Origin of the sequence: Bradyrhizobium sp. HKCCYLS3013, assembly GCF_051167615.1 — a bacterium.
In the GTDB taxonomy this organism is placed as follows: domain Bacteria; phylum Pseudomonadota; class Alphaproteobacteria; order Rhizobiales; family Xanthobacteraceae; genus Bradyrhizobium.
This window is the reverse complement of record NZ_JBNPTK010000001.1, coordinates 796142-819317: the sequence shown is the minus strand read 5'-3', so window position 1 is coordinate 819317 and position 23176 is coordinate 796142. Positions and strand designations below refer to the sequence as shown.

Sequence of the window (23176 nt, the reverse complement as noted above, 5' to 3'; positions counted from 1 at the left end):
ATCCTCACCGCGTCGCCGTGCGGCCGAACAGGCCGTTCGGACGCCAGATCAGGATCACGATCATGATGGTGTAGATGACGAAGGGGCCGAGCTTCGGCACATAATATTTGCCGGCGACGTCGCCGATGCCGAGCAGCAGCGAGGCGAGGAACGGGCCGGTGATCGACGACGAGCCGCCCACGGTGACCACGATCAGGAAGTAGATCATGAACTTCAGCGGGAAGTATGGATCGAGGCCGAGGATCTCGGCGCTGAGCGCGCCGCCCAGGCCGGCGAGCCCGCAGCCGAACGCGAAGGTGAAGGCGAACACCTGCGGCACGTTGATGCCGAGGCCGCTCGCCGCGCGCGGATCATCGACGGCGGCACGCAGCCGGCTGCCGAACCGCGTCTTGGAGAGCACCAGCTGCAGCCCCACCGTGAGCAGCCCGCAGATGACGATGATCATCAGCCGATAGCGGCCGATGCCAACGCCGAAGACGTCGAACTGGCCCTGCAGCACGTCGGGCAGATTGATGAAGATTCGCGAGGAGCCCATGATGTAGTCGACCGCGGCCACCGTCATGAAGACGAGCCCGATCGAGAACAGCACCTGGTCGAGATGGCTGCGCGCATAGAGATGCTGATAGAGCGTCCGCTCCAGCAGCGCGCCGATCATGGCGCTCGCGACGAAGGCCAGCGGCAGCGCCGCGAAGAACGGCCATCCCATCCGGTTGACGAGCACGGCGCAGACGTAGCCGCCGGCCATGGCGAAGGCGCCATGGGCGAGGTTGACGAAGTTCATCAGGCCGAGCGTCACGGCGAGCCCGCAGGCCAGCACGAACAGCAGCATGCCGTAGGCGACGCCGTCGAAGAGGTTGGTGAGGATGGCGGTCATGGAGTCTAGTTTCAGTCCCCGGTCATCCCTTCATCCGAAGGGCATGCATTCAATGCTTGCTCGGTCTGCGCCTCCCCCGCCTGCGGGGGGAGGTCGGATCGCATCTGAACGATGTGATCCGGGTGGGGGACATCTCTCCACACGACGCGTGTGCCGTGGGGTACCCCCACCCCAGCCCTCCCCCGCACGCGGGGGAGGGAGCGCACCGTTCGTGCGCGCTCGAGATGACGCCTATCGCGTCACTTCTTGGCCTTGCCCGGATCCTTGACGGCCTCGAAGGTCTGGAACTCGACGTTGTAGAGCTCGCCGTCGACCTTCTCGACCTTGCGGATGTAGACGTTCTGAACGATGTCGCGCGTCTCCGGATCGATCGAGATGGGACCGCGTGGGCTCTCCCAGGCCATGCCCTTCATCGCAGCAAGCAGGGAATCGCCGTCGGTCTTGCCACCGGTCTTCTTCAGCGCCTCGTAGATCAGATGGATGCCGTCGTAACCGCCGACCGCCATGAAGCCCGGACGGCTGTTGAACGCCTTCTTGTAGGCCGCGACGAACTCCTTGTTCTTCGCCGACGGATGCGCCGCCGAATAGATGTGCGCGGTGACGGCGCCGAGCACGGCGTCGCCCATGTCGTTGAGCAGGTCGTCGTCGGTGACGTCACCCGGTCCGATCACCTTGATGCCGCTCTTGTCGAGGCCGCGCTCGGCATATTGTTTCATGAAGTTGCCGCCCTGGCCGGCCGGCACGAACACGAACATGGCGTCCGGCTTGGCGTCCTTCATGCGCTGCAGGAACGGAGCGAAGTCGGGGTTCGCCAGCGGAACCTTGATTTCCTCGACGATCTCGCCGCCGCCGGCGGTGAAATGCTCCTTGAACGAGGCCAGCGCGTCGTTGCCCGGCGCGTAGTCCGAGGTCAGCGTGGCGACCTTCTTGATGCCGTTCTTGACCGCCCAGTCGCCGATGATCGTCGAGGACTGCGGCAGCGTGAAGCTGGTGCGGACGATGTAGGGCGACTTCTCGGTGATGATGGAGGTGCCGGCCGCCATTACGACTTCCGGGATCTTGCCCTGGGTGGCAAGCGGCGCGGCGGCGAAGGCCGCCGGTGTCACGCCGAAGCCGGCGATCACATTGACCTTGTCGTTGACGATCAGCTCCTGCGCCAGACGCTTGGTGTTGTCGGGCAGCGCCGCGTCGTCCTTGAGGATGACCTGGATCTTCTTGCCGGCGACGGTGTCGCCGTTCTGCTGCATGTAGAGCTTGATGGCATTGTCGATCTGCTTGCCGGTCGACGCCTGGCCGCCGGTCATCGGCACGATCAGGCCGATCTTGAACACGTCTTCGGCCCGCGCCGCACCGGACGCGAGCGCAGCCGCGGCGAGCGCCGCACTGGCGGCGAGCGTCAGTGTCTTGTTTCGCACGAACATTGAAACTACCTCCCTGGTCGGATCAGGACCGCAGCCCCCGGCCATTGTTGTCTTAACCGTGCGATCTCGTTCACGATATCGCGGGCGCATCGCTGCGGACTTGGGACCCCGTTGTCAATGGCGATCATGGGAGGCTTCGTGAACGGTAGGTTTCCGCAACGGACCACCGATCCGTGATTGGTATATTAATACCCAAACCATCGAACGGCCAAATTTTACCAATTGATGGCAAGTCGTTAGGGTCCGGGCCGCGGGTCGCCCGCAGCACGAAAGGTCCCCCGTCAATGCCGGCCAGACGCCCCCACCGGACCAGGCTCTTTCCGGCCGCGATGATGCTTCTGGCCGCGGCCGGGCCGATCCTCGCCGGCTGCTCGTCGATCAATGAGAAGGTCGGCGCAGGGATGGGCGATCTGATGCCGCAATGGGCCGGCGGCCTGCCGGCCGACGCGCCACCCCGGCCGGGCACCCCCGAATACGACCGGTTCATGCAGGAGCGCGAGCGGCAGCGGCAGTTGCCGGCCGCCGAACGCGACAAGCAGACGCAGTCGAACGCCAACGCGCAGGCGACCGCCCCCGGCCGCTGACGGCGGCGACATCAATCCATGAAGACGACGGTCTTGCGGCCGTTGAGGATGACGCGGTCCTCGAGGTGATAGCGGATCGCCCGCGCCAGCACGCGCCGCTCGATGTCGCGGCCCTTGCGCACGAGATCGTCGGGGGTGTCGCGATGGCTGATTCGCTCGACGTCCTGGTCGATGATCGGGCCCTCGTCGAGATCGCGGGTGACGTAATGGGCGGTAGCGCCGATCAGCTTGACGCCGCGCTCATAGGCCTGGTGGTAGGGTTTCGCGCCCTTGAAGCCCGGCAGGAACGAATGATGGATGTTGATGCAGCGGCCGGACAGGCTCGCTGACATCTCGTCCGACAGGATCTGCATGTAGCGCGCGAGCACGACGAGATCGGTCTCGGTTTCCTCGACCAGCTTCAGGATCGCCTGCTCCTGGTCGCGCTTGGTGTCCTTGGTGACGGGCATGTGGTGGAACGGAATGTCGCCGAAATCGAGCCCGGCATAGGTCTCGCGCGGATGGTTGGAGACGATCGCGGTCGGGATCATCGCGAGGTCGCGGGTCCGCCAGCGATAGAGGATGTCGACCAGGCAATGGTCAAACTTGGACACCAGCAGCATCACCCGGCGCTGCCCGGCGCGGTCGCGCATCTGCCAGTCCATCGCAAAGCGTTCGGCAATCGCGGCGAATCCGGTCTGCAGCGCCGGCAGGTTGACCGCGAGGTCGGCCGCCGTGAACACCACGCGCATGAAGAAATGACCCGTCTCGAAGTCGCCGAACTGCTGGGCGTCGAGAATATTCTGGCCGTTATGGGCGAGGAAGGTGGAGACGGCCGAGACGATCCCGGGACGATCCGGGCAGGACAGAGTCAGGACATATTGGTGGTCGGACATGGCGTGACGTTACCGGGCGGATGACGAAGGGGTGAATGATGCGGCAGGCTTGTCGCCCGTTCGGGCCCTGCTCTATCACCCTCCGCGCGCTTGCGCCAACGCTCGGCCCGTGGGCAGGATGAACAAAACATCAACTCTCAAACTTCGAGCATCGTCATGGCTGACAGGCTGACCGGCAATCGCATCCTGATCCTGGAAACCCGCGAGGAGGCGCAGTTCTCGCGGCTGCTCGCCGAGCAGGGCGCCGACGTGCTGCAATGTCCGATGTTCACGATCGAGGATGCGCCGGACCCGGCGCCGATGGAGGCCTGGATTCGCCGCTGTAACGAACGGCCGTTCGACGATCTCGTGCTGATGACCGGCGAGGGGCTCAGGCGGCTGATGACGGTGGCGCGCCGGATCGGCGTCGAGGCCGAGTTCATCGCCGCGATCGGCAAGGCCCGGACCTTCACCCGCGGCCCCAAGCCGGGGCGCGCCTTGCGCGAGCTGGGCCTGGAGGCGCAGGTCACCACGGAGAAGCCGACCTCGGAAGGCGTGGCCGAACTGCTGGCAGGCTACGACCTCGCGGGCCATCGGCTCGGCCTGCAGCTTTATCCCGACAAGGATCATTCGGCGCTGATCGGCGCGATCAAGGCTGGCGGCGCCGAGGTCGATCCCGTGCTGCCCTATGTCTATGATGCCAAGGCGGCGGACGCGAACATCCTCACCGCGATCGACGAGATGATCGCCGGCAAGGTCGACGCGATCGCGCTGACGAGTTCCGGCCAGCCGCGGCGGCTGTTCGACGTCGCCAGGGCGCACGGCGTCGAGGCACGCCTGCGCGAGGGACTGGCACGCACGCAGATCGCCTCCGTCGGGCCTGTGGTGACGGAGGAGCTGGCTGCGCATGGGCTGACGCCGTCGATCACACCGGCGGGCGAGGCCTATTTCATGAAGCCGCTGATCTCGGCGATGGCCAAGGCGCTGGGTGTGAAAGTGCCGCCAGCGGCGCGTTACTAACAGTGTCGTCCCGGGCTTGACCCCGGACCTATAGCCACCGATCGCGATGAGGCAGGCAACTACCAGCCCCGTTCCCAGATAGCGTCCGCGGTATGGGTCCCGGCGTTCGCCGGGACGACAGCGGAGGGTTAGGGGGCGGCCTGCCCCGTCTCCTGAAGAAACGCTTGATACGCGCACGCGATGCCTTCCTTCAGCGACGTCGTCGCGCGCCAGCCAAGCTTTGCCAGCCGCGAGATGTCGAGCAGCTTGCGCGGCGTGCCATCGGGGCGTGAGGGATCGAAGCTGATCCGTCCCTGATAGCCGACCGTCGCCGCAACCACACGGGCGAAATCGGCAATCGTGATGTCCTCGCCGGTGCCGATGTTGACCAGCCCCGCCTCCGAATAGGTCTTCATCAGGTACACGCAGGCATCCGCCATGTCGTCGACATAGAGGAATTCGCGCCGCGGCGTCCCCGTGCCCCAGACCACCACCTCCGGCGCATCGGCGAGCCTCGCCTCATGGAAGCGGCGGATCAGCGCCGCAACGACGTGGCTGTACTCGGGATGGTAGTTGTCGCCGGGACCATAGAGATTGGTCGGCATCACGTTGATGAAATCGGCGCCATACTGGCTGCGATAGGCCTCGACCATCTTGATGCCGGCGATCTTGGCGATCGCGTAGGGCTCGTTGGTCGGCTCCAGCGGCCCGGTCAGCATCGAATCCTCGCGCAACGGCTGGGGGGCGAGCTTGGGATAGATGCAGGAGGACCCGAGAAACATCAGCTTCTCGGCGCCGTTCACATGCGCGGCGTGGATGACGTTGGTGGCGATGGCGATGTTCTCGTAGATGAACTCGGCACGCAGCGTGTTGTTGGCGACGATGCCGCCGACCTTCGCCGCGGCGAGGAAAACGGCCTGCGGCCGGGCGCGCGCAAACCATGAGAACACCGCCGCCTGGTCGCGCAGATCGACCTCGCTGCGCGGCACCGTCAGCAGTTCGACGCCTTCGCTCGCCAACCGCCGCACCAGCGCGCTGCCGACCATGCCGCGATGGCCGGCGACGAAGACACGCTTGCCGCGGAGATCAAATGGCGTGGCCACTGCTCGCCTCCCGCCGTGCGGCGCACAGATCGCTGGCGACCATCTCCTTGACCAGTTGGGCGAAGCTCGTCCTTGGTTTCCATCCGAGCTTGTCGCGCGCCTTGCTGCAATCGCCGATCAGGAGGTCGACCTCGGTCGGGCGGAAATAGGTCGGGTCGATCCGCACCACCGCCTTGCCGGATCTCGCGTCGATCCCGGTCTCCTCGACCCCCTCGCCGCGCCATTCGATGCGGCGATCGACCTCGGCGAAGGCGAGCTCGACCAGCTCGCGCACCGAATGGGTCTCGCCGGTCGCCAGCACGAAATCGTCAGGCGTATCGGCCTGCAGGATACGGTGCATGCCCTCGACATAATCGCGCGCATGGCCCCAGTCGCGCTTGGCCTCGAGATTGCCGAGATAGATCGTCTCCTCCAGGCCGGTCTCGATGCGGGCGACGCCGCGGGTGATCTTGCGGGTCACGAAGGTCTCGCCACGGATCGGGCTCTCGTGGTTGAACAGGATGCCGTTGCAGGCGAACATCCCATAGGCCTCGCGATAGTTCACCGTGATCCAGTAGCCGTACAGCTTGGCGCAGCCATAGGGCGAGCGCGGATAGAACGGTGTCGTCTCCCGCTGCGGGATCTCCTGCACCAGGCCGTACAGCTCCGAGGTCGAGGCCTGGTAGAACCGCGTCTGCTTCTCCATGCCGAGAATGCGAATGGCTTCCAACAAGCGCAGAACCCCGAGCGCGTCGGCATTGGCCGTGTATTCCGGACTCTCGAAGCTGACGCCGACATGGCTCTGGGCCGCGAGATTGTAGATCTCGTCGGGGCGGATCTGCTGCACCAGCCGGATCAGGTTGGTGGAATCGGTCATGTCGCCGTAATGCAGCAGGAACGGGACGTTGCCTTCGTGCGGATCCTGGTAGAGATGATCCACCCGCGCGGTATTGAAGGACGATGACCGCCGCTTGATGCCGTGCACAGTGTAGCCAAGGCCGAGCAGATATTCGGCCAGATAGGCGCCGTCCTGGCCCGTGACGCCCGTGATCAGGGCCACGCGGCCGCTGCAATCCTTCCCCGCCATACTCACTCCAACACCGTCGCGCCCCCTCGGGCCGAAGTTCCCGGCGAGCAGTCCACAGCCGAAGCCGCCGGTCAAGCTCGACGGAAAACAAGGCGTTGGATCAATCCCGTATCGGCGCGACGCAAGGCGGGATCTAGTCCCCGTAGCAGCGCAGCCGGTCGAGATCGAGCACGGTCACCCCGCCATATTCGACGCGCAGCAGGCCTTCGCGCTCCAGCGTCTTGAGGCATTGATTGGCGTTCTGCCGGGACAGGCCCGACAGCGCGCCGATCTCCTCCTGGGTGATCTCCAGGTGGCGGGTCGTATTCGGGTAGAGGATCGGATTGAACAGTGAAGCGATGCTGCGGGCGAGCCGTGCCGTCGCATCCAGCGTGCGGCCGACCTCGACCAGGCCGATGAACTGGCCGAGCCGCTCGTTGAGCTGGGTGACGAGGAAGCGATTGAAGCCGACGCTGTTCTCGAACAGCCACATGAAGGTCGGCCGCTCCATCAGCGCGACGCGCGTATCGCGCAGCGCCACGACGTCATAGCGGCGCGGCTCGTTCTTCAGCACGCTGCCCTCGCCGAACCAGGCGCCGGCCGACATGCCGGCGAATGTCGTCGCCTTGCCACCGCGCGACACCGTGCTCATGCGCGCCAGACCCGTGACGATCCCGGTCCAGTAGTCGAATTGGTCGCCGCGGACGAAGATGTGTTCGTTGGCCGCAAACGACCGCTCGACGACGCCGGCCGCGGCCGTGTCGATTTCCTCGGGCTTCAAATGGCGGGACCAGGGCGCGATGCGCAGAAGGGTATCGGGAGAGATCAAGCCGTCATCTCGTCTCGTCGAAGCTCGCGGCAGCCATATTGCATCGCAACAATCCAGCGGTGAATTTAGCCTGGGAAATGTCAGGCGCAAGACAGTTCCTGATAGCGCTTTCCCCTATCGAGGGCCACTGCTCTCGACTCGCGCCTCCGATGAGGTGCATCCGAGATGCGGCAAAATGCGCCCGCCCGGGTGGCCCGTCATTCGTCGGATGGCGCGGACCCGATGCCCGGGATAGGATTGCAGCCGACGCGACGAGCTCAACGTCGCGCGACACGATGCCTTGAAGAGCGCGCCAAGCGCCCAAGACAATTCGGGAGGACGACTTGGACTATACGTTGGAAGCGCGCGGAGTGTCGCTGCGTTTCGGTGGGGTGCGGGCCCTGACCGACGTCAGCTTCGGCGTGCGCGAGGGCGAGTTGTTCTCGATCATCGGCCCGAACGGTGCCGGCAAGACCTCGATCGTCAACTGCATCTCCGGCCGCTACAAGCCGACCGAGGGCCGCCTGCTCCATCGCGGCCGCGACATCACCGGCCTGCCGCCGAGCGCGCGCGCCAATATCGGCATCGGCCGCACCTTCCAGAACCTCGCCCTCTTCCACCACATGAGCGTGCTCGACAACATCATGGTCGGGCGCCATCACCTCTTGAAGAACAACTTCCTCACCGGCTCTCTGTATTGGCTCACCGGCGCGCGGCGCGAGGAGCTGAAGCACCGCGAGAAGGTCGAGCAGATCATCGACTTCCTCGACCTGCAGTCGGTGCGCAAGGCGCCGGCCGGCACGCTCTCCTATGGCCTGCGCAAGCGCGTCGAGCTCGCCCGCGCCATGGCGCTGGAGCCACATCTCATTCTCCTCGACGAGCCGATGGCCGGCATGAACTTCGAGGAGAAGGAGGACATGGCGCGCTACATCGTCGACCTCAACGAGGAATACGGCATGACCGTCGTGATGATTGAGCACGACATGGGCGTGGTGATGGACATTTCCCACCGCGTCATGGTGCTGGATTTCGGCCGCAAGATCGCCGAGGGCGACCCGGCCGCGGTGCTCGCCGATCCCCACGTCAAGCGCGCCTATCTCGGCGAGGAGGACGAACTGCTGGTCGATCCCGACGAGGCGCCGTCCATCGCGGAGGACGCGGCATGATGGACTATGCGGGTCGCGTCCGGCAGGCCGACACCTATCCGAAGCTGCTACGGCTGAACGCGAAAGAGCACGGGACGGAGATCGCGCTGCGCGAAAAGGATCTCGGGCTGTGGCGCACCTTCACCTGGGCCGACTACCAGGCGCGCGTGCGCGATTTCACGCTCGGCATGGTCGAGCTTGGGCTCGGCAAGGATGCCGTGATCGGAATCATCGGCGACAACCGGCCCGACTGGGTCGCGGCGGAGATCGCAACGCATGCGATCCGAGGCTACAGCCTCGGGCTCTATCGCGATGTGCTCGACGACGAGGCCGCCTACCTGCTCAATTACGGCGAGGCTCGGTTGGTGTTCGCCGAGGATGAGGAGCAGGTCGACAAGCTGCTCAACCTCGCCGAGCGCGTGCCGGCGCTCAAGCATATCGTCTATTCCGATCCGCGCGGCATGCGGAAGTATGACGATCCCAGGCTGATGCCGGCGGACAAGCTCGCTGAGCTCGGCCGCAATCGGGCGGCGCGCGAGCCGGATCTGTACGACCGCATGGTCGATGCGACCGTCGGCGACGACGTCGCCATTCTCTGCACCACCTCGGGCACGACCTCGCATCCGAAGCTCGCGATGCTGTCGGCCGCGCGCGTGCTCAAGCACTGCGCGACCTATCTCGCGTTCGATCCGAAGGGGCCGGAGGACGAATACGTTTCGGTGCTGCCGCTGCCCTGGATCATGGAACAGGTCTACGTGCTCGGCAAAGGACTGCTCTGCCGGATGAAGGTCAACTTCGTCGAAGAGCCCGACACGATGATGAACGACTTCCGCGAGATCGCGCCGACCTTCGTACTGTTTGCACCAAGGGTGTGGGAGCAGATCGCGGCCGACGTCCGTGCCGCCGTCATGGACGCCTCGCCGCTGAAGCAACGGCTCTACCATCTGGGCATGTCGACCGGCCTTGCGGCGCTGGAAAAGGGCCAGCATTCGAGCCTTGCCGACATGCTGCTGTTCCGTGCGCTGCGCGACCGGCTCGGCTTCACCCGGCTGCGCTCGGCTGCCACCGGCGGTGCCGCGCTCGGGCCCGATACGTTCAAGTTCTTCCGCGCCATGGGCGTACCGCTGCGCACGCTCTACGGCCAGACCGAGCTGCTCGGGGCCTACACGCTGCATCCGGACGACAAGGTCGATCCCGACACGACCGGCGTGCCGATGGCTGACGACATCGAGATCAGGATCGACCAGCCCGACAGCCAGGGCATCGGCGAGATCCTGGTACGCCACCCGAACATGTTCCTGGGCTACTACAAGGCCCCGGAAGCCTCGACCGCCGACGTCAAGGACGGCTGGATGCATTCGGGCGACGCCGGCTATTTCAACGACGCGAAGCAGCTCGTCGTCATCGACCGCATCAAGGACCTCGCCGAGACCGCGCGCGGCGAGCGCTTCTCACCGCAATATATCGAGAACAAGCTGAAGTTCTCACCCTATATCGCCGAGGCCGTCGTGCTCGGCGCCGGCCGCGAGCACCTCGCCGCGATGATCTGCATCCGCTATTCGATCATCTCGAAATGGGCCGAGAAGAACCGCATCGCTTTCACCACCTATTCCGATCTCGCCTCGCGCAACGAGGTCTATGCGCTGCTGCAGAAGGAGGTCGAGACCGTCAATGCCCACCTGCCGCCGGCGCAGCGCATCTCCCGCTTCCTGCTGCTGTACAAGGAACTCGATGCCGACGACGGCGAGCTCACACGTACGCGCAAGGTGCGCCGCAGCGTCATCAACGAGAAGTACGCCGATATCATCGACGGCATCTATGGCGGCAAGCCGGCGATCCCCGTCGACACGGTCATCCGCTTCCAGGACGGCACCACCCAGCGCATCCGCACCACGCTGAAGGTGGTGGACCTGGACAGCCACGGCCCCATGGCGGAGGCCGCAGAGTGATGTGCTTATCGTCATATTCGGTCATCCTGCGCGGGCTTGACCCGCGCATCCATCTTCTTGCGAGAGCGATGGATCGCCGGGTCGAGCCCGGCGATGACGAGCAGCGGCTTGAGCCGCAGCGAAGGTTACTGCGCATGACTGCGCCCTCTCCCCTTGTGGGAGAGGGCATCTCGGCCGGTCAACGCAAACGCGGTCGGGTGAGGGGTCCCTCTCCTCTCGCTCGCCCGCGGAGAGAGCCCCTCACCCGGCTGCGCTGCGCGCAGCCACCCTCTCCCACAAGGGGAGAGGGTAAGAGCCACGCCGGCTCGGCACACCCAATCGTCATGCGCGGGCTTGACCCGCGCAGCCATCCTCTTCCGAAAACGCTGGATCGCCGGGTCAAGCCCGGCGATGACGAGCGAGAACGATCATGAACACCGCCTTCCTCATCCAGCTCCTGGTCAACGGCCTCGTCGTCGGAACGCTCTATGGCGTGGTCGCGATGTCGTTCGTGCTCATCTACAAGGCGACCCAGGTCGTCAATTTCGCGCAGGGCGAGCTGCTCCTGATCGGCGCCTGGGTGTGCTGGGCATTGCTGACGAAATATCAGGTGCCGTTCTGGGTCGGCATGCCGCTGACGCTGGTCTTCATGTTCGCGTTCGGCATCGCGATCCAGGTTGTGATCCTCCGGCCGATGATCGGCGAGCCCATCATCTCCGTCATCATGGTCACGATCGGCCTGTCGACCGTGTTCCAGGCGGCGCTGAAATGGATGTTTGGCGTCAATCCGCAGCCGTTCCCGCCAGTGTTCGCAAGCACGTCCGTCGACCTGTTCGGACTGCAGATCCAGACGGTCTACGTCATGAGCCTCGTCGTGTCGCTGCTGATGATGCTCGGCATGGCCTGGTTCTTCAAGGCCTCCAAATATGGCCTCGCGATGCGCGCCACCGCCTTCAACCAGCAGGTCGCGCAATCGCTCGGCATCTCCGTCAAGAGCGTGTTCGCGATGGCCTGGGCGATCTCGGCGACCGTGTCCGCCGTGGCCGGCGTGGTCGTCGCCGTCGTCAACGGCGTGTCCTCGGGATTGTCGGCCTACGGCATCAAGGTGTTTCCGGCGGCGATCCTCGGAGGCCTCGACTCGGTCGGCGGTGCCGTGCTCGGCGGCATCATCATCGGCCTCCTGGAGAATATCGCGCAATATGTCGACAGCCAGTATCTGCACTGGGGCAATCTGTACGAGATCGCGCCGTTCTACGTCCTGATCATCATCCTGATGATCAAGCCCTACGGCCTGTTCGGCACCAAAGACATCGAGCGGATCTGAACCATGGTCGCACGTTCCACGATACCCGCCGGTGACTTCCGCACCTCCTACGCGGCCGACACCACGATCTTCCCGACCAGGACCAGCCGCAATTTCGCGATCGCCGGTGTCATCCTGCTGTGCTTCGCGCCGCAGGTGTTCTCCGAATACTGGCTGTCGGTTTCGATCCAGATCGGCATCTTCGCGATCGCGGCCCTCGGGCTGAACATCCTCGTCGGCTTCACCGGCCAGATCTCGATCGGCCAGGCCGGCTTCTTCCTGCTCGGCGCCTTCACCTCGGCCTACATCAACAACGCCTATGCCATCCCGGTGTTCTTCGCGATCCCGCTCGCCGGCGTGATCACGGCCCTCGTTGGTCTGGTCTTCGGCCTTCCGGCGGCGCGGCTGAAGGGGCTCTATCTCGTCATCGCCACCCTCGCTGCGCAATACATCCTGCTCGACTTCTTCTCCCGGGCCGAATGGTTCTCCGGCGGCTCGGTGCCGGCTTCGGCCAATCCGTTCTCGATTCTGGGCTACACGCTGCGCGGCGACCGGCAATATTTCTACGTCGTGCTCGCTTACGTGCTGGTCTGCTATCTCCTGGTCACCAACCTGATGCGCACCCGCGACGGCCGGGCGCTGATCGCGATCCGCGACCATTATCTCTCGGCCGAGATCATGGGCATCAACCTGACCAAATATCGCACGCTGTCGTTCGGCCTCGCCGCGTTCTTCGCCGGCATTGCAGGCGCCCTCTATGCGCACTACCAGCTGGTGATCTCGCAGGAAGGTTTCGGCATCGAGCGCTCGATCCTGTTCCTTGCGATGATCATCATCGGCGGCACCGGTTCGATCATGGGCACGCTGATGGGGACCGCCTTCGTCGTTCTGCTGCCGGAATCGATGGAGTGGCTCAGCCATCTCCTCAAGGGCGGCGCGATCGACAAGGCGCTCGCGCTCAACAACAACATCACCTTTCTGCGCGAGATCGCGATCGGCCTGATCATCATCGGCTTCCTGATGTTCGAGCCCGACGGGCTCGCGCATCGCTGGCGCCAGATCAAGACCTATTGGAAGCTCTATCCGTTCTCACATTGATTCCAACCAACAGGGACCGGCGGCAATCCGGCCCGAACCCACCACAGGAGGAAGCACTATGACGATCAAATCATGGCTCGGCTCGGCGGCACTGGCGCTCTTGGCGGGCGCATTCGCCCCGTCGGCGCAGGCGCAGCAGATCGCGATCGGCCATCTGCAGGATCTCTCAGGCGGCACGTCCGACGTCGGCACGCCCTACGGCCAGGGCGTCGCGGACACCTTCGCCTGGGTCAACAAGAACGGCGGCATCGGCGGCAAGCAGCTCGCAGTCGACAGCAACGATTATGGCTACCAGGTGCCGCGCGCGATCGCGTTGTACAAGAAGTGGTCGGCACCGGACAACAAGGTCGCGGCGATCATGGGCTGGGGCACCGCCGACACCGAGGCGCTGACCGGCTTCCTCGCCAACGACAAGATCCCGGACATGTCCGGCTCCTACGCTGCCGCGCTGACCGATCCGGAAGGCACCAGCGGCAAGGCGAAGCCGGCGCCGTACAACTTCTTCTACGGCCCGAGCTACTCGGATGCGCTGCGCGCCGAGCTGACCTGGGCGGCCGAGGACTGGAAGGCCAAGGGCAAGCCGGGCAAGCCGAAATTCGTCCACATGGGCGCCAACCACCCCTACCCCAACGCGCCGAAGGCGGCCGGCGAGGCGCTCGCCACCGAGCTCGGCTTCGAGGTGCTGCCGCCGCTGGTGTTCGCGCTGGCGCCCGGCGACTACAGCGCCCAGTGCCTGAGCCTGAAGAGCTCCGGCGCCAACTACGCCTATCTCGGCAACACCGCGGCTTCCAACATCTCGGTGATGAAGGCCTGCAAGAATGCCGGCGTCGACGTGCAGTTCCTGTCCAACGTCTGGGGCATGGACGAGAACGCCGCCAAGACCGCGGGCGCTGCCGCCGACGGCGTGATCTTCCCGCTGCGCACCTCGGTGGCCTGGGGTGGCGATGCGCCGGGCATGAAGACGGTGCAGGAGATCTCGAAGATGTCCGACCCGACCGGCAAGGTCTACCGCCCGGTGCACTACGTCGCCGCGGTCTGCTCCTCGCTCTACATGAAGGAGGCGATCGAGTGGGCTGCGAAGAACGGCGGTGCCACCGGCGAGAACGTTGCCAAGGGCTTCTATCAGAAGAAAGATTGGGTGCCGGCCGGGATGGAGGGCGTCTGCAGCCCGTCGACCTGGACGGACAAGGACCACCGCGGCACCATGAAGGTCGACCTCTATCGCGCCCGCGTGACGGGTCCGACCGATGGCGACCTCAACGACCTCATGGCCAAGGGCGTGATCAAGCTCGAGAAGGTCAAGACCATCGAGCTGCCGCGCAAGGCGGAATGGGCTGGTTGGTAAGTTGATCGGCGACGGTTGAGTGAACTCAGCAGTCGCCCCACACACGATCGTCATCCCCGCGAAAGCGGGGATCCAGTACGCCGCGGCTCATCGATCAAGCATCGGCGTCTCTGGAATACTGGGTCCCCCGCCTGCGCGGGGGACGACAGCGGTGGACAGCCACAATGACCGAAACACTCGACACTCCGCGAACCGGCGCAGCCAGCGCGACAGCAGCCCCCCTGCTCTCCGTCCGCAACATCGAGGTCGTCTATGACGACGTCATCCTGGTGCTGCGCGGGCTCAGCCTCGATGTGCCCAAGGGCGCGATCGTCGCGCTGCTCGGCGCCAACGGCGCCGGCAAGTCGACGACGCTGAAGGCGATCTCCGGCCTGTTGAAGACCGAGGACGGCGAGGTCACGCGCGGCGAGATCATGTTCGACGGCGCGCGCATCGACGGCATCGATCCGGAGAAGATCGTTCGCCGCGGCATCTTCCAGGTCATGGAGGGGCGCCGCATCGTCTCCGACATGACGTCGCTGGAGAACCTCAAGCTCGGCGCCTTCACGCGATCCGATCGCGAGGTCGCAAGCGACATCGAGATGGTGTTCAACTATTTCCCGCGGCTGAAGGAGCGCACCGGCTTCGCCGGCTATCTCTCCGGCGGCGAGCAGCAGATGCTGGCGATCGGGCGCGCGCTGATGGCGCGGCCGAAGATGATCCTGATGGACGAGCCGTCGATGGGACTGTCGCCGCTATTGGTCAAGGAAGTGTTCGCGATCATCAAGGACATCAACAGGGATCTCGGCGTCACCATCCTCCTCGTCGAGCAGAACGCGCGCGCGGCGCTGTCGGTGGCCAGCCACGGCTACATCATGGAGCAGGGAAAGGTGGTGCTCGACGGCACCGCCGAGAGCTTGCGCGACAACGAGGACGTCAAGGAATTCTACCTCGGCGGCGCCGGCGACCAGCGCAAGAGCTTCAAGAACCTGAAGAGCTTCAAGCGGCGGAAGCGGTGGCTGTAGCCGAACTCTCTCCTCGTCATGGCCGGGCTTGACCCGGCCATCCACGCGTGAGCCGCAACGACGAACGACGTGGATGCCCGGGACAAGCCCGGGCATGACGATCGCAAGATTCAAGGACTGGGTACGATGCCCCACTACGACGCCCTCGAAACCCGTGATCCCGCAGCCCGCGAGCAGGAGCTGTTCGGCCGCCTGCCCGACGTGCTGCGCGCGGCGATCGCGGCGCCCGCGTATGCCGCGCTGCTGCAGGGCATTGATCCCCGGGACATCACGACCCGCGCCGCGCTTGCGCAGCTGCCGGTGCTGCGCAAATCGGAGCTGCCGGCGCTGCACAGGGCGGCGCCGCCATTTGGCGGCTTCGTCGCGCAGGCGCCCGGCGCGTTCTCGCGCCTGTTCACCTCGCCCGGTCCGATCTTCGAGCCGGAGGCAGCGCACAACGATCCCTGGCGCGGCGCCCGCGCGCTGTTCGCGTCGGGCTTGCGCAGTGGCGACGTCGTGCTCAACACCTTCAGCTATCATCTGACGCCGGGCGGCTTCATCTTCGATGCCTCGGCGCGCGCGCTCGGTTGCGCTGTCATTCCGGCGGGACCAGGGAACACCGAGGCGCAGTTCGAGCTGATCGAGGCCTATCGCCCGATCGGCTACAGCGGCACGCCCGACTTCCTCAAGATCCTGCTCGACGGCGCCGCCAGCGCTGGCCGCGACGTCTCCTCGCTCAAGCGCGCGCTGGTGTCGGGCGCGGCGTTCCCGCCGTCGCTGCAGGCCGAAATCAAGGCGCGCGGCATCGATGCCTATCAGGCGTTCGGCACCGCCGATCTCGGCATCATCGCCTATGAGACCGCAGCGCGCGACGGCATGGTCGTCAACGAGGACCTGATCTTCGAGATCGTCCGCCCCGGCACCGGCGATCCGGTGGCGCCAGGCGATGTCGGCGAGATCGTCGTGACCTCGCTCGATCCCCACCATCCCTGGATTCGCCTCGCGCTCGGCGACCTCACCGCCGCCCTGCCCGGCCTCAGCGCCTGCGGCCGCACCAACATGCGCATCAAGGGCTGGATGGGCCGCGCCGACCAGACCACCAAGATCAAGGGCATGTTCGTGCGCCCCGAGCAGGTCGCCGAGATCGGCAAGCGCCACCCGGAGCTCGGCCGCCTCAGGCTGGTCGTGACCCGTGCCGGCGAGACCGACGCGATGACGCTGAAGGCGGAATGCGCCTCGCCGTCAGATGGCCTGCAGGACGCGCTCTCAGCCAGCCTGCGCAACATCACCAAGCTCGGCGGCGGCATCGAGCTGGTCGCGCCAGGCGCGCTGCCCAACGACGGCAAGGTGATCGCAGACGAGCGGTGAGACGGCGCGATGTTCCCGTAACGGGAAGCCCTGCACCAGCGGCATGAGCTGGGCGGCCCGCACCGCCCGCACGCAATTGTCGCCTCCCGCGCGCTCTCCTATACAGCCATGTCCCGTCTCTCGGAGTTCGTCCGCATGGCCTTTCCGCGCGCGTCCAAAGCCCTGTCCCGCTTCACCGTGCTCGATCTGACGCGGGTCCGCGCCGGCCCGACCTGCGCGCGGCAGTTCGCCGACTGGGGCGCCAACGTCATCAAGATCGACGCCATGATGGAGGACGGCGGCGAGGCGCTCGGCGGCCCGCGCCGCGGTTCCGACTTCCAGAACCTGCACCGCAACAAGCGCGCGATGACGCTCAACCTGAAGGACCCCAAGGGCGTCGACGTGTTCATGCGGCTGGCGAAGCAGGCCGACGTGGTCATCGAGAACTATCGGCCCGACGTGAAGACCAAGCTCGGCATCGACTACGAGGCGGTGCGCAAGGTCAATCCGCGCATCGTCTATGGCAGCATCTCCGGCTTCGGCCAGGACGGCCCCTATGCCAAGCGGCCCGGCTTCGATCAGATCGCGCAAGGAATGGGCGGGCTGATGTCGATCACCGGCGCGCCCGGCGAGGGGCCGATGCGCGCGGGCATCCCGATCGCCGATCTCTCCGCGGGCCTGTCCTGCGCGATGGGCATCCTCACCGCGCTGCTCGAGCGCGAGGTCTCCGGCGAGGGCCAGTGGGTCCAGACCTCGCTGTTGCAGGCGCAGATCTTCATGCTCGACTTCCAGGCCGCGCGCTGGCTGATGGAGAAGGACGTCGCGCCTCAGGCCGGCAACAACCATCCGACCAGCATCCCCACCGGCGTGTTCAAGACCTCCGACGGCTACATCAACATCGCCGCGACCGGCGGGCGGATCTGGGAGCGGCTGTGCCAGACGCTCGGCGCGCCCGAATGGATCGACAATCCGGACTACGCGACCGCGCCGGCGCGCTCGAAGAACCGCGACGCGCTCAACGCCGAGATCAACGCGCGCACGCTGGCAAAGACGAGCGAGCAATGGGTTGCCGAGCTCAACGCCGCCGGCGTGCCCTGCGGCCCGATTTACGCGATCGATCAGATGTTCGAGGATCCGCAAGTGAAGCATCTCGGGATGGCTCAGCAGGTCGCCAGCGACGACGGCCGTGACATCACGCTGGTGGCGCAGCCCTTCACCTTGTCGCGCACGCCGAGCCGGATGGCGGCGCGGCCGCCGGAATTCGGCGAGCAGACCGAGGAGATCCTTTCGGAATTCGGCTTCACCGACGGCGAGATCGCCGATCTCCGGCTGCATCGCGTCGTGTGAGCAAGTGCAATATGACCAAGCTGCGGCATCCCGCCGCTGTGGCCCAGATGTCACCACGTTGGAACTTCGACCTGGGCGGGATTGAGGCCAGAGCGAGACCGCGTTAACCTCTTCTCATCAGTTGATCGCGGACCCCCGGGGCCCGCGGGCTTGAGGAGTAGCGGGTCATGAGCGCATCGGAATTGAACGAGTTTCTGTCGGCGATGGATATCGTCCGCGACGTCAACGCCGCCGCTCTGAATCACGACGGCGCGCTGCCCTTCGATGAGACGATGCTGGACAACGAGTCCGACTGGTACCACATGCCGGTCGCGGAGAAGGCCAACTGAGGCTGACCTGCCTCGGGTTCGCGTCCTCGCTGACCTACATCACCTTTGCTCGAAGCCTTCGTTCCGAAAAGCCGGACGGAGGCTTTTTCCTTTCGAGGGTGACGGGATGAGCTGCGAACCCTGATCCACCGAATGCAAAAAAAAGCCCGACGCACGCGCCGGGCAAGGTGATCGTCTCGGGAGGAAACATCAGGGCGCGATGACCAAAGATCAGGCACCGCGCGTGAGCAGCACGACGTCTGCCCATGAATGAAGCCTACCACTGTGCTGCCTAAAATACTGTCATCGCAAAGACACAACCTCTGGAGAAGCGCGGAAGCGATTCGAACAACGGTCCGTCGCTGCCGATCCGGCCTCTCGTAAACGTGTCGGCGGTGCCACAGTCCGATTACGATCTGCAATGCCGCTCAATTCACCCAAAAAGTCACAATTCCCGCCCCCGCAAATTTGCGTGCTTTGGACGACGGCCTGCGTCCGTCGATCGGCACCGGCCTGATATCGAGTCGCGCGAAGGGCTGAAGTGCTGATCCCAGGCAGATTGAAGAACGAGACATCGGCCGATTCACTCCGACGTACTCAGTTGCGTTGGCTGGCAGCGACGACAGCGCTACTCACCGTCATGCTCGCCAGCCCAGTCCTCGCCCAGGCGACGAGTGGCGGCGACGGCGGCGCAGCGACTGGGAATGGCGGCACGAGTTCGGCCACTGGTTCGGGCGGCGATGGCGGTGCCGGAGCCAACATTGCGCAAGGAGGCGGCGGCGGCGGCGCGGGTGTGAACGGCGGCAACGGCGGAGGTGACAGCACGGGCCAGACCCTGGGGGGCCAAGGCGGCATCGGCGCGGGCGAGCGGGGACATGCCGGCGAAAGCGGCAGCGGGAGCACCGGCGGCGGCGGTGGCGGTGGTGGCGCTCATGGCGCGGTGGTCATCACGAACGACGTCAATTCGACAACCGTAACCGGCGGCAATGGCGGACGGGGCGGCTCGACCAGCCTCAGCTTCGGAGCCGGCGGCGGTGGAGCGGGCGGCTACGGGGTGGTCGTGGATGGCAGCGGCCTGACGTACACGAACGTTGGGGTGATCACTGCTGGTGGCGGCGGTCCCGGCGGCGTCGCCAACGGCACTGGTCGTGGAGGCGACGGCGGCGATGGTGGTTACGGCGTCTATCTGACCGGCACCAGTATCCTGGTCAATTCTGGCGGGATTTTCGGTGGCGTAGGCGGCGATGGCGGCAACACCGCCAACAGCATCCAATTCCACGCCGGTGGCGATGGCGGCAATGGCGGTGCAGGCGCGGTCTTCGCAGCCGGTGGAACCTTGATCAACTCCGGGAGCATCAGCGGTGGCGCTTCAGGAAACAAGGGCGTTGGCCCAAATGCGAACGACGGCGACTACCGTCCGGCCGGGGCCGGCGTCACCGGCGCCAATCTCACCATCATCAACAGCGGCACGATCTCGGCCGGGTTCAATACCGGCGGCGTCGCCGTGACCAGCGCCAACGCAATCACCTTCACCGGCGGCAGCAACACGCTGGAGATCTGGGCGAGCTCGATCATCAACGGCAACGTGGTCGGCACCGGCAGCGACACCTTCCGGCTCGGCGGCGCTGTGAACGGCACCTTCGACGCGTCCACGATCGGCGCCTCGGCGCAGTATCAAGGCTTCTCGAGCTTCGTGAAGACCGGCACGAGCACCTGGACGTTGACCGGCACCACGACCGCCGTCACGTCCTGGGCCATCAACCAGGGTGCGCTCGCGGTCTCCTCCGACGCCAGCCTCGGCGCGGCCTCCGGCGGGCTCTCGTTCGGCGGCGGCACGTTGCAATATCTCGCGGGCTTCAGCTCCAGCCGCAACATCACGCTCAATGCCGGCGGCGGCAGCTTCGACACCAACGGCAACAACGCCACGCTCAGCGGCACGATCACCGGCAGCGGCGGACTGACCAAGCTCGGCGCGGGCACCCTGACGCTGACCGGGACGACCACTTTTGCCGGCGACACCGTCATCAGCGGCGGCACCCTGCGGACCGGTGCGTCCGGCGTTCTCTCGGTCGCCAGCAGCTACATGATCGCGAGCGGTGCGACGCTCGACATCGATGGCACGGGCCAGACCATCGGCGGACTTGGCGGCAGCGGCAGCGTCCTCCTCGGAACCAACGGGTCGCTGGCGATCGGCGACAATGGCGGCGCCACCGTGTTCTCGGGCACGATCTCGGGCAGTGGCACCTTCGTCAAGAGCGGCCCGGGCGTGCTCACACTCGGCGGCACCAACACCTACACCGGGGCGACCATCGTCGATGGCGGCACGCTGCGCGCCGGCGCGGCCGGCGCCTTCGCCCCCTCAAGCTCCATCGAGGTCGACAATGGCGGCACTCTCGATCTCAACGGCTTCAATCAGACGATCGCCTCGCTGACGGGCGGCGGCGCCGTGCTGCTCGGCGCGGGCACGCTGACGTCAGGCGGCGACAACGCCAGCACGAGCTACACCGGCACGATCTCCGGCAGCGGCGGCTTCACCAAGGTCGGCACCGGCACGATGCGGTTCGACGGGCCGACCAGCTACACCGGCGCGACCACGATCGGCGCCGGCACCTTGCAGGCCGGCGCCTCCGGCGTGCTCGCCTCGGCCAGCGCGTTCATGATCGCGCCGGGTGCGACGCTCGATCTCAACGGCTTCGATCAGAGCATCGGCTCGCTGGCGGGGAACGGAAGCGTCCTGCTCGGCGCGGCGACGCTGACGGCGGGCGGCAACGATGGCAATACGACCTTCTCAGGCACGATCTCCGGCAGCGGCGGTTTCACCAAGGCCGGCAGCGGCCGGATGACTCTCACCGGCGCCAGCAGCTACACCGGTGCGACCACCATCAACGGCGGCGTGCTCGACGTCGAGGGCGCGATCACCAACACGTCCGGTGTGACCGTCAACGCCGGCGGCACGCTGATGGGCGCGGGCCTGGTTGATCCACCCATGACCGTCGGCATCAACGATGGCGGCACGCTGGCGCCCGGCAACGGCACCGCGGGGTCGTCGATGACCATCGTCGGCAACCTCGCCTTCCAGTCCGGCGCGTTCTATCTGGTGCAGATCGATCCGACGACGGCCTCGTTCGCCAGCGTCACCGGATCGGCCACGCTCGGCGGCGCGACCGTCAAGGCCGAGTTCGACGCCGGCGGCTATGTCGACAAGCGCTACACCATTCTGACGACGAGCGGCGGCATTACGGGCAGCTTCGGCTCGGTGGTGAAGACCAACCTGCCCTCCGGCTTCAAGACCAGCCTGAGCTACGATGCCAACAACGTCTATCTCGACCTGATCCTCGCCTTCGCCCTGCCTGGCGGACTCAACGGCAATCAGAAGGCGGTCGGCGATACGCTCTCGGCCTTCTTCGATCGCAGCGGCGACATTCCGGTCGTGTTCGGCAAGATGAATCAAGCCGGGCTCACACAGGCGTCCGGTGAGAGCGCGACGGGAAGCCAGCAGACGACGTTCAACGCGATGAGCCAGTTCGCGGGACTGCTGACCGATCCCTTCGCACAGCGTGCTGGCGGCGGTACCGGCAGTGGCAGCGCGAGCAGCTATGCGGACCCGACGCGCAAGCGCACCGATGCCTTTGCGATGCTGACCGAGGACAGGCCGGCGGACTTCGCGCAGCGCTGGAATATATGGGCGGCCGGCTTCGGTGGCTCACAATCGACCAGCGGCAATGTGGGCGTCGGCTCCAGCGACACCACCAGCCGCATCGCCGGCACCGCTGTCGGCGCCGATTACCGGATCGCGCCGCAGACCATTGCAGGCTTCGCTCTCGGCGGCGGCGGCACCAACTTCAGCGTCAACGGCCTCGGCTCAGGCCGTTCTGACCTGTTCCAGGCCGGCGCCTATCTGCATCATCATATCGGACCGAGCTATCTCAGAGCCGCCCTGGCCTATGGCTGGCAGGACGTCACCACCGACCGTGCCGTCACCATCGCCGGCGCCGACCGGCTGCGCGCGACCTATCAGGCCCACGCCTGGACCGGCCGCATCGAGGGCGGCACCCGCTTCCTTGCGCCGGTCGGCGGCATCGGATTGACGCCGTACGCAGCGGCGCAGGTCACGAGCCTGCGGCTGCCCGGTTACGTCGAGCAAGCCGTCGCCGGGGCCTCGACGTTCGCGCTGAGCTACAACGGCAAGACGGTCGCTGATACGCGCACTGAGCTCGGCCTGCGGACTGACAAGTCCTATGCCTTGAGCGATGGCACTCTCACCTTGCGCGGCCGACTCGCCTGGGCGCACGACTTCAATCCCGATCGTTCAGTCGCCGCGACCTTCCAGACGCTGCCGGGCGCGAGCTTCGTCGTGAACGGCGCAGCGCAGGCGCGCGATTCCGCGCTAGCGACCACATCGATCGAGATGAATTGGCTGAACGGCTGGAGCGCAATGGCCACATTGGAGAGCGAGCTCTCGAACGTCACGCGCTCCTATGCAGGCAAAGGGACCGTGCGCTACGCGTGGTGAGAGCTGGCGCGGCGCTCACCTCTCCCGCGCCCGTCCTTCGAGACGCCCGCCAAGGGGCGGGCTCCTCAGGACGAGGTCTGAATCCGCGGCGCGATCAAGATCCTCTCCATGAATACGCGGTCGGCGTGTTCATGGCCTCGTGTAAGGCGGCCGCTCGGTCCCTAGCCCGTC

Annotated in this window: 18 protein-coding genes; 12 read left to right on the top strand and 6 right to left on the bottom strand. The window is 65.8% G+C overall.

Going from position 1 to position 23176, the window contains the following annotated elements; genetic code table 11:
• Window positions 1-4: 4 nt before the first annotated feature.
• Together ACQR1F_RS03950 and ACQR1F_RS03945 are read right to left on the bottom strand one after the other, a co-directional pair.
• The gene (locus ACQR1F_RS03950; RefSeq protein ID WP_315712905.1) at window positions 5-874 is read right to left on the bottom strand and encodes a branched-chain amino acid ABC transporter permease; all 870 of its coding nucleotides are present in this window, start codon (window positions 872-874) and stop codon (window positions 5-7) included.
• 239 nt (window positions 875-1113) lie between these two features.
• Window positions 1114-2295 carry an ABC transporter substrate-binding protein gene (locus ACQR1F_RS03945; protein WP_315803548.1) on the bottom strand — a complete coding sequence of 394 codons (1182 nt, stop codon included), beginning with the start codon at window positions 2293-2295 and terminating at the stop codon, window positions 1114-1116.
• Window positions 2296-2579: 284 nt separating this feature from the next.
• On the opposite strand from ACQR1F_RS03945, the gene ACQR1F_RS03940 reads away from it, so the two are divergent.
• Window positions 2580-2879, top strand: a complete 300-nt coding sequence (locus tag ACQR1F_RS03940) for a hypothetical protein (RefSeq protein WP_315803549.1) — start codon at window positions 2580-2582, stop codon at window positions 2877-2879.
• A gap of 11 nt (window positions 2880-2890) precedes the next feature.
• Here the strand turns inward: ACQR1F_RS03940 and purU are convergent, their stop codons facing one another.
• Window positions 2891-3754 (bottom strand): formyltetrahydrofolate deformylase, encoded by an 864-nt coding sequence (gene purU / locus ACQR1F_RS03935; protein WP_315803550.1) that lies wholly within the window; start codon window positions 3752-3754, stop codon window positions 2891-2893.
• A gap of 156 nt (window positions 3755-3910) precedes the next feature.
• On the opposite strand from purU, the gene ACQR1F_RS03930 reads away from it, so the two are divergent.
• Window positions 3911-4753 carry a uroporphyrinogen-III synthase gene (locus tag ACQR1F_RS03930; RefSeq protein ID WP_434912550.1) on the top strand — a complete coding sequence of 281 codons (843 nt, stop codon included), beginning with the start codon at window positions 3911-3913 and terminating at the stop codon, window positions 4751-4753.
• Window positions 4754-4881: 128 nt separating this feature from the next.
• On the opposite strand, the gene fcl is transcribed toward ACQR1F_RS03930, so the two are convergent.
• The 3 genes from fcl to ACQR1F_RS03915 form a co-directional block, all read right to left on the bottom strand.
• The gene (gene fcl, locus ACQR1F_RS03925; RefSeq protein WP_316216907.1) at window positions 4882-5835 is read right to left on the bottom strand and encodes a GDP-L-fucose synthase; all 954 of its coding nucleotides are present in this window, start codon (window positions 5833-5835) and stop codon (window positions 4882-4884) included.
• Window positions 5819-6874, bottom strand: a complete 1056-nt coding sequence (gene gmd, locus ACQR1F_RS03920) for a GDP-mannose 4,6-dehydratase (protein WP_409997946.1) — start codon at window positions 6872-6874, stop codon at window positions 5819-5821. Before gmd ends, fcl begins: the two co-directional genes overlap by 17 nt.
• A gap of 160 nt (window positions 6875-7034) precedes the next feature.
• The gene (locus ACQR1F_RS03915) at window positions 7035-7709 is read right to left on the bottom strand and encodes a Crp/Fnr family transcriptional regulator (protein WP_315803554.1); all 675 of its coding nucleotides are present in this window, start codon (window positions 7707-7709) and stop codon (window positions 7035-7037) included.
• A gap of 323 nt (window positions 7710-8032) precedes the next feature.
• On the opposite strand from ACQR1F_RS03915, the gene ACQR1F_RS03910 reads away from it, so the two are divergent.
• The 10 genes from ACQR1F_RS03910 (at window position 8033) to ACQR1F_RS03865 (ending at window position 23005) form a co-directional block, all read left to right on the top strand.
• Window positions 8033-8854: an ABC transporter ATP-binding protein gene (locus tag ACQR1F_RS03910; RefSeq protein WP_434899529.1), complete on the top strand. Its 822-nt coding sequence runs from the start codon at window positions 8033-8035 to the stop codon at window positions 8852-8854.
• Window positions 8851-10782, top strand: a complete 1932-nt coding sequence (locus ACQR1F_RS03905; RefSeq protein ID WP_316180086.1) for a long-chain fatty acid--CoA ligase — start codon at window positions 8851-8853, stop codon at window positions 10780-10782. Before ACQR1F_RS03910 ends, ACQR1F_RS03905 begins: the two co-directional genes overlap by 4 nt.
• 409 nt (window positions 10783-11191) lie before the next feature.
• Complete coding sequence (locus tag ACQR1F_RS03900) at window positions 11192-12085, top strand: branched-chain amino acid ABC transporter permease (protein WP_315803557.1); 894 nt, start codon at window positions 11192-11194, stop codon at window positions 12083-12085.
• A gap of 3 nt (window positions 12086-12088) precedes the next feature.
• Window positions 12089-13162, top strand: a complete 1074-nt coding sequence (locus ACQR1F_RS03895; protein WP_315803558.1) for a branched-chain amino acid ABC transporter permease — start codon at window positions 12089-12091, stop codon at window positions 13160-13162.
• A 58-nt stretch (window positions 13163-13220) separates the two neighbouring features.
• Window positions 13221-14507, top strand: a complete 1287-nt coding sequence (locus ACQR1F_RS03890; protein WP_315803559.1) for an ABC transporter substrate-binding protein — start codon at window positions 13221-13223, stop codon at window positions 14505-14507.
• 164 nt (window positions 14508-14671) lie between these two features.
• Window positions 14672-15511, top strand: a complete 840-nt coding sequence (locus ACQR1F_RS03885; protein WP_434912549.1) for an ABC transporter ATP-binding protein — start codon at window positions 14672-14674, stop codon at window positions 15509-15511.
• A gap of 126 nt (window positions 15512-15637) precedes the next feature.
• The gene (locus ACQR1F_RS03880; RefSeq protein WP_434912548.1) at window positions 15638-16858 is read left to right on the top strand and encodes a phenylacetate--CoA ligase family protein; all 1221 of its coding nucleotides are present in this window, start codon (window positions 15638-15640) and stop codon (window positions 16856-16858) included.
• 135 nt (window positions 16859-16993) lie between these two features.
• Entirely contained in the window at window positions 16994-18184 is a 1191-nt protein-coding gene (locus ACQR1F_RS03875) for a CaiB/BaiF CoA transferase family protein (protein WP_434885674.1), read from the top strand.
• Between the two features lie 167 nt (window positions 18185-18351).
• Window positions 18352-18513 carry a hypothetical protein gene (locus tag ACQR1F_RS03870; protein ID WP_315803563.1) on the top strand — a complete coding sequence of 54 codons (162 nt, stop codon included), beginning with the start codon at window positions 18352-18354 and terminating at the stop codon, window positions 18511-18513.
• A 580-nt stretch (window positions 18514-19093) separates the two neighbouring features.
• Window positions 19094-23005, top strand: coding sequence for an autotransporter outer membrane beta-barrel domain-containing protein (locus tag ACQR1F_RS03865; RefSeq protein WP_434912547.1), 3912 nt, complete (start codon window positions 19094-19096; stop codon window positions 23003-23005).
• Window positions 23006-23176 lie beyond the last annotated feature (171 nt).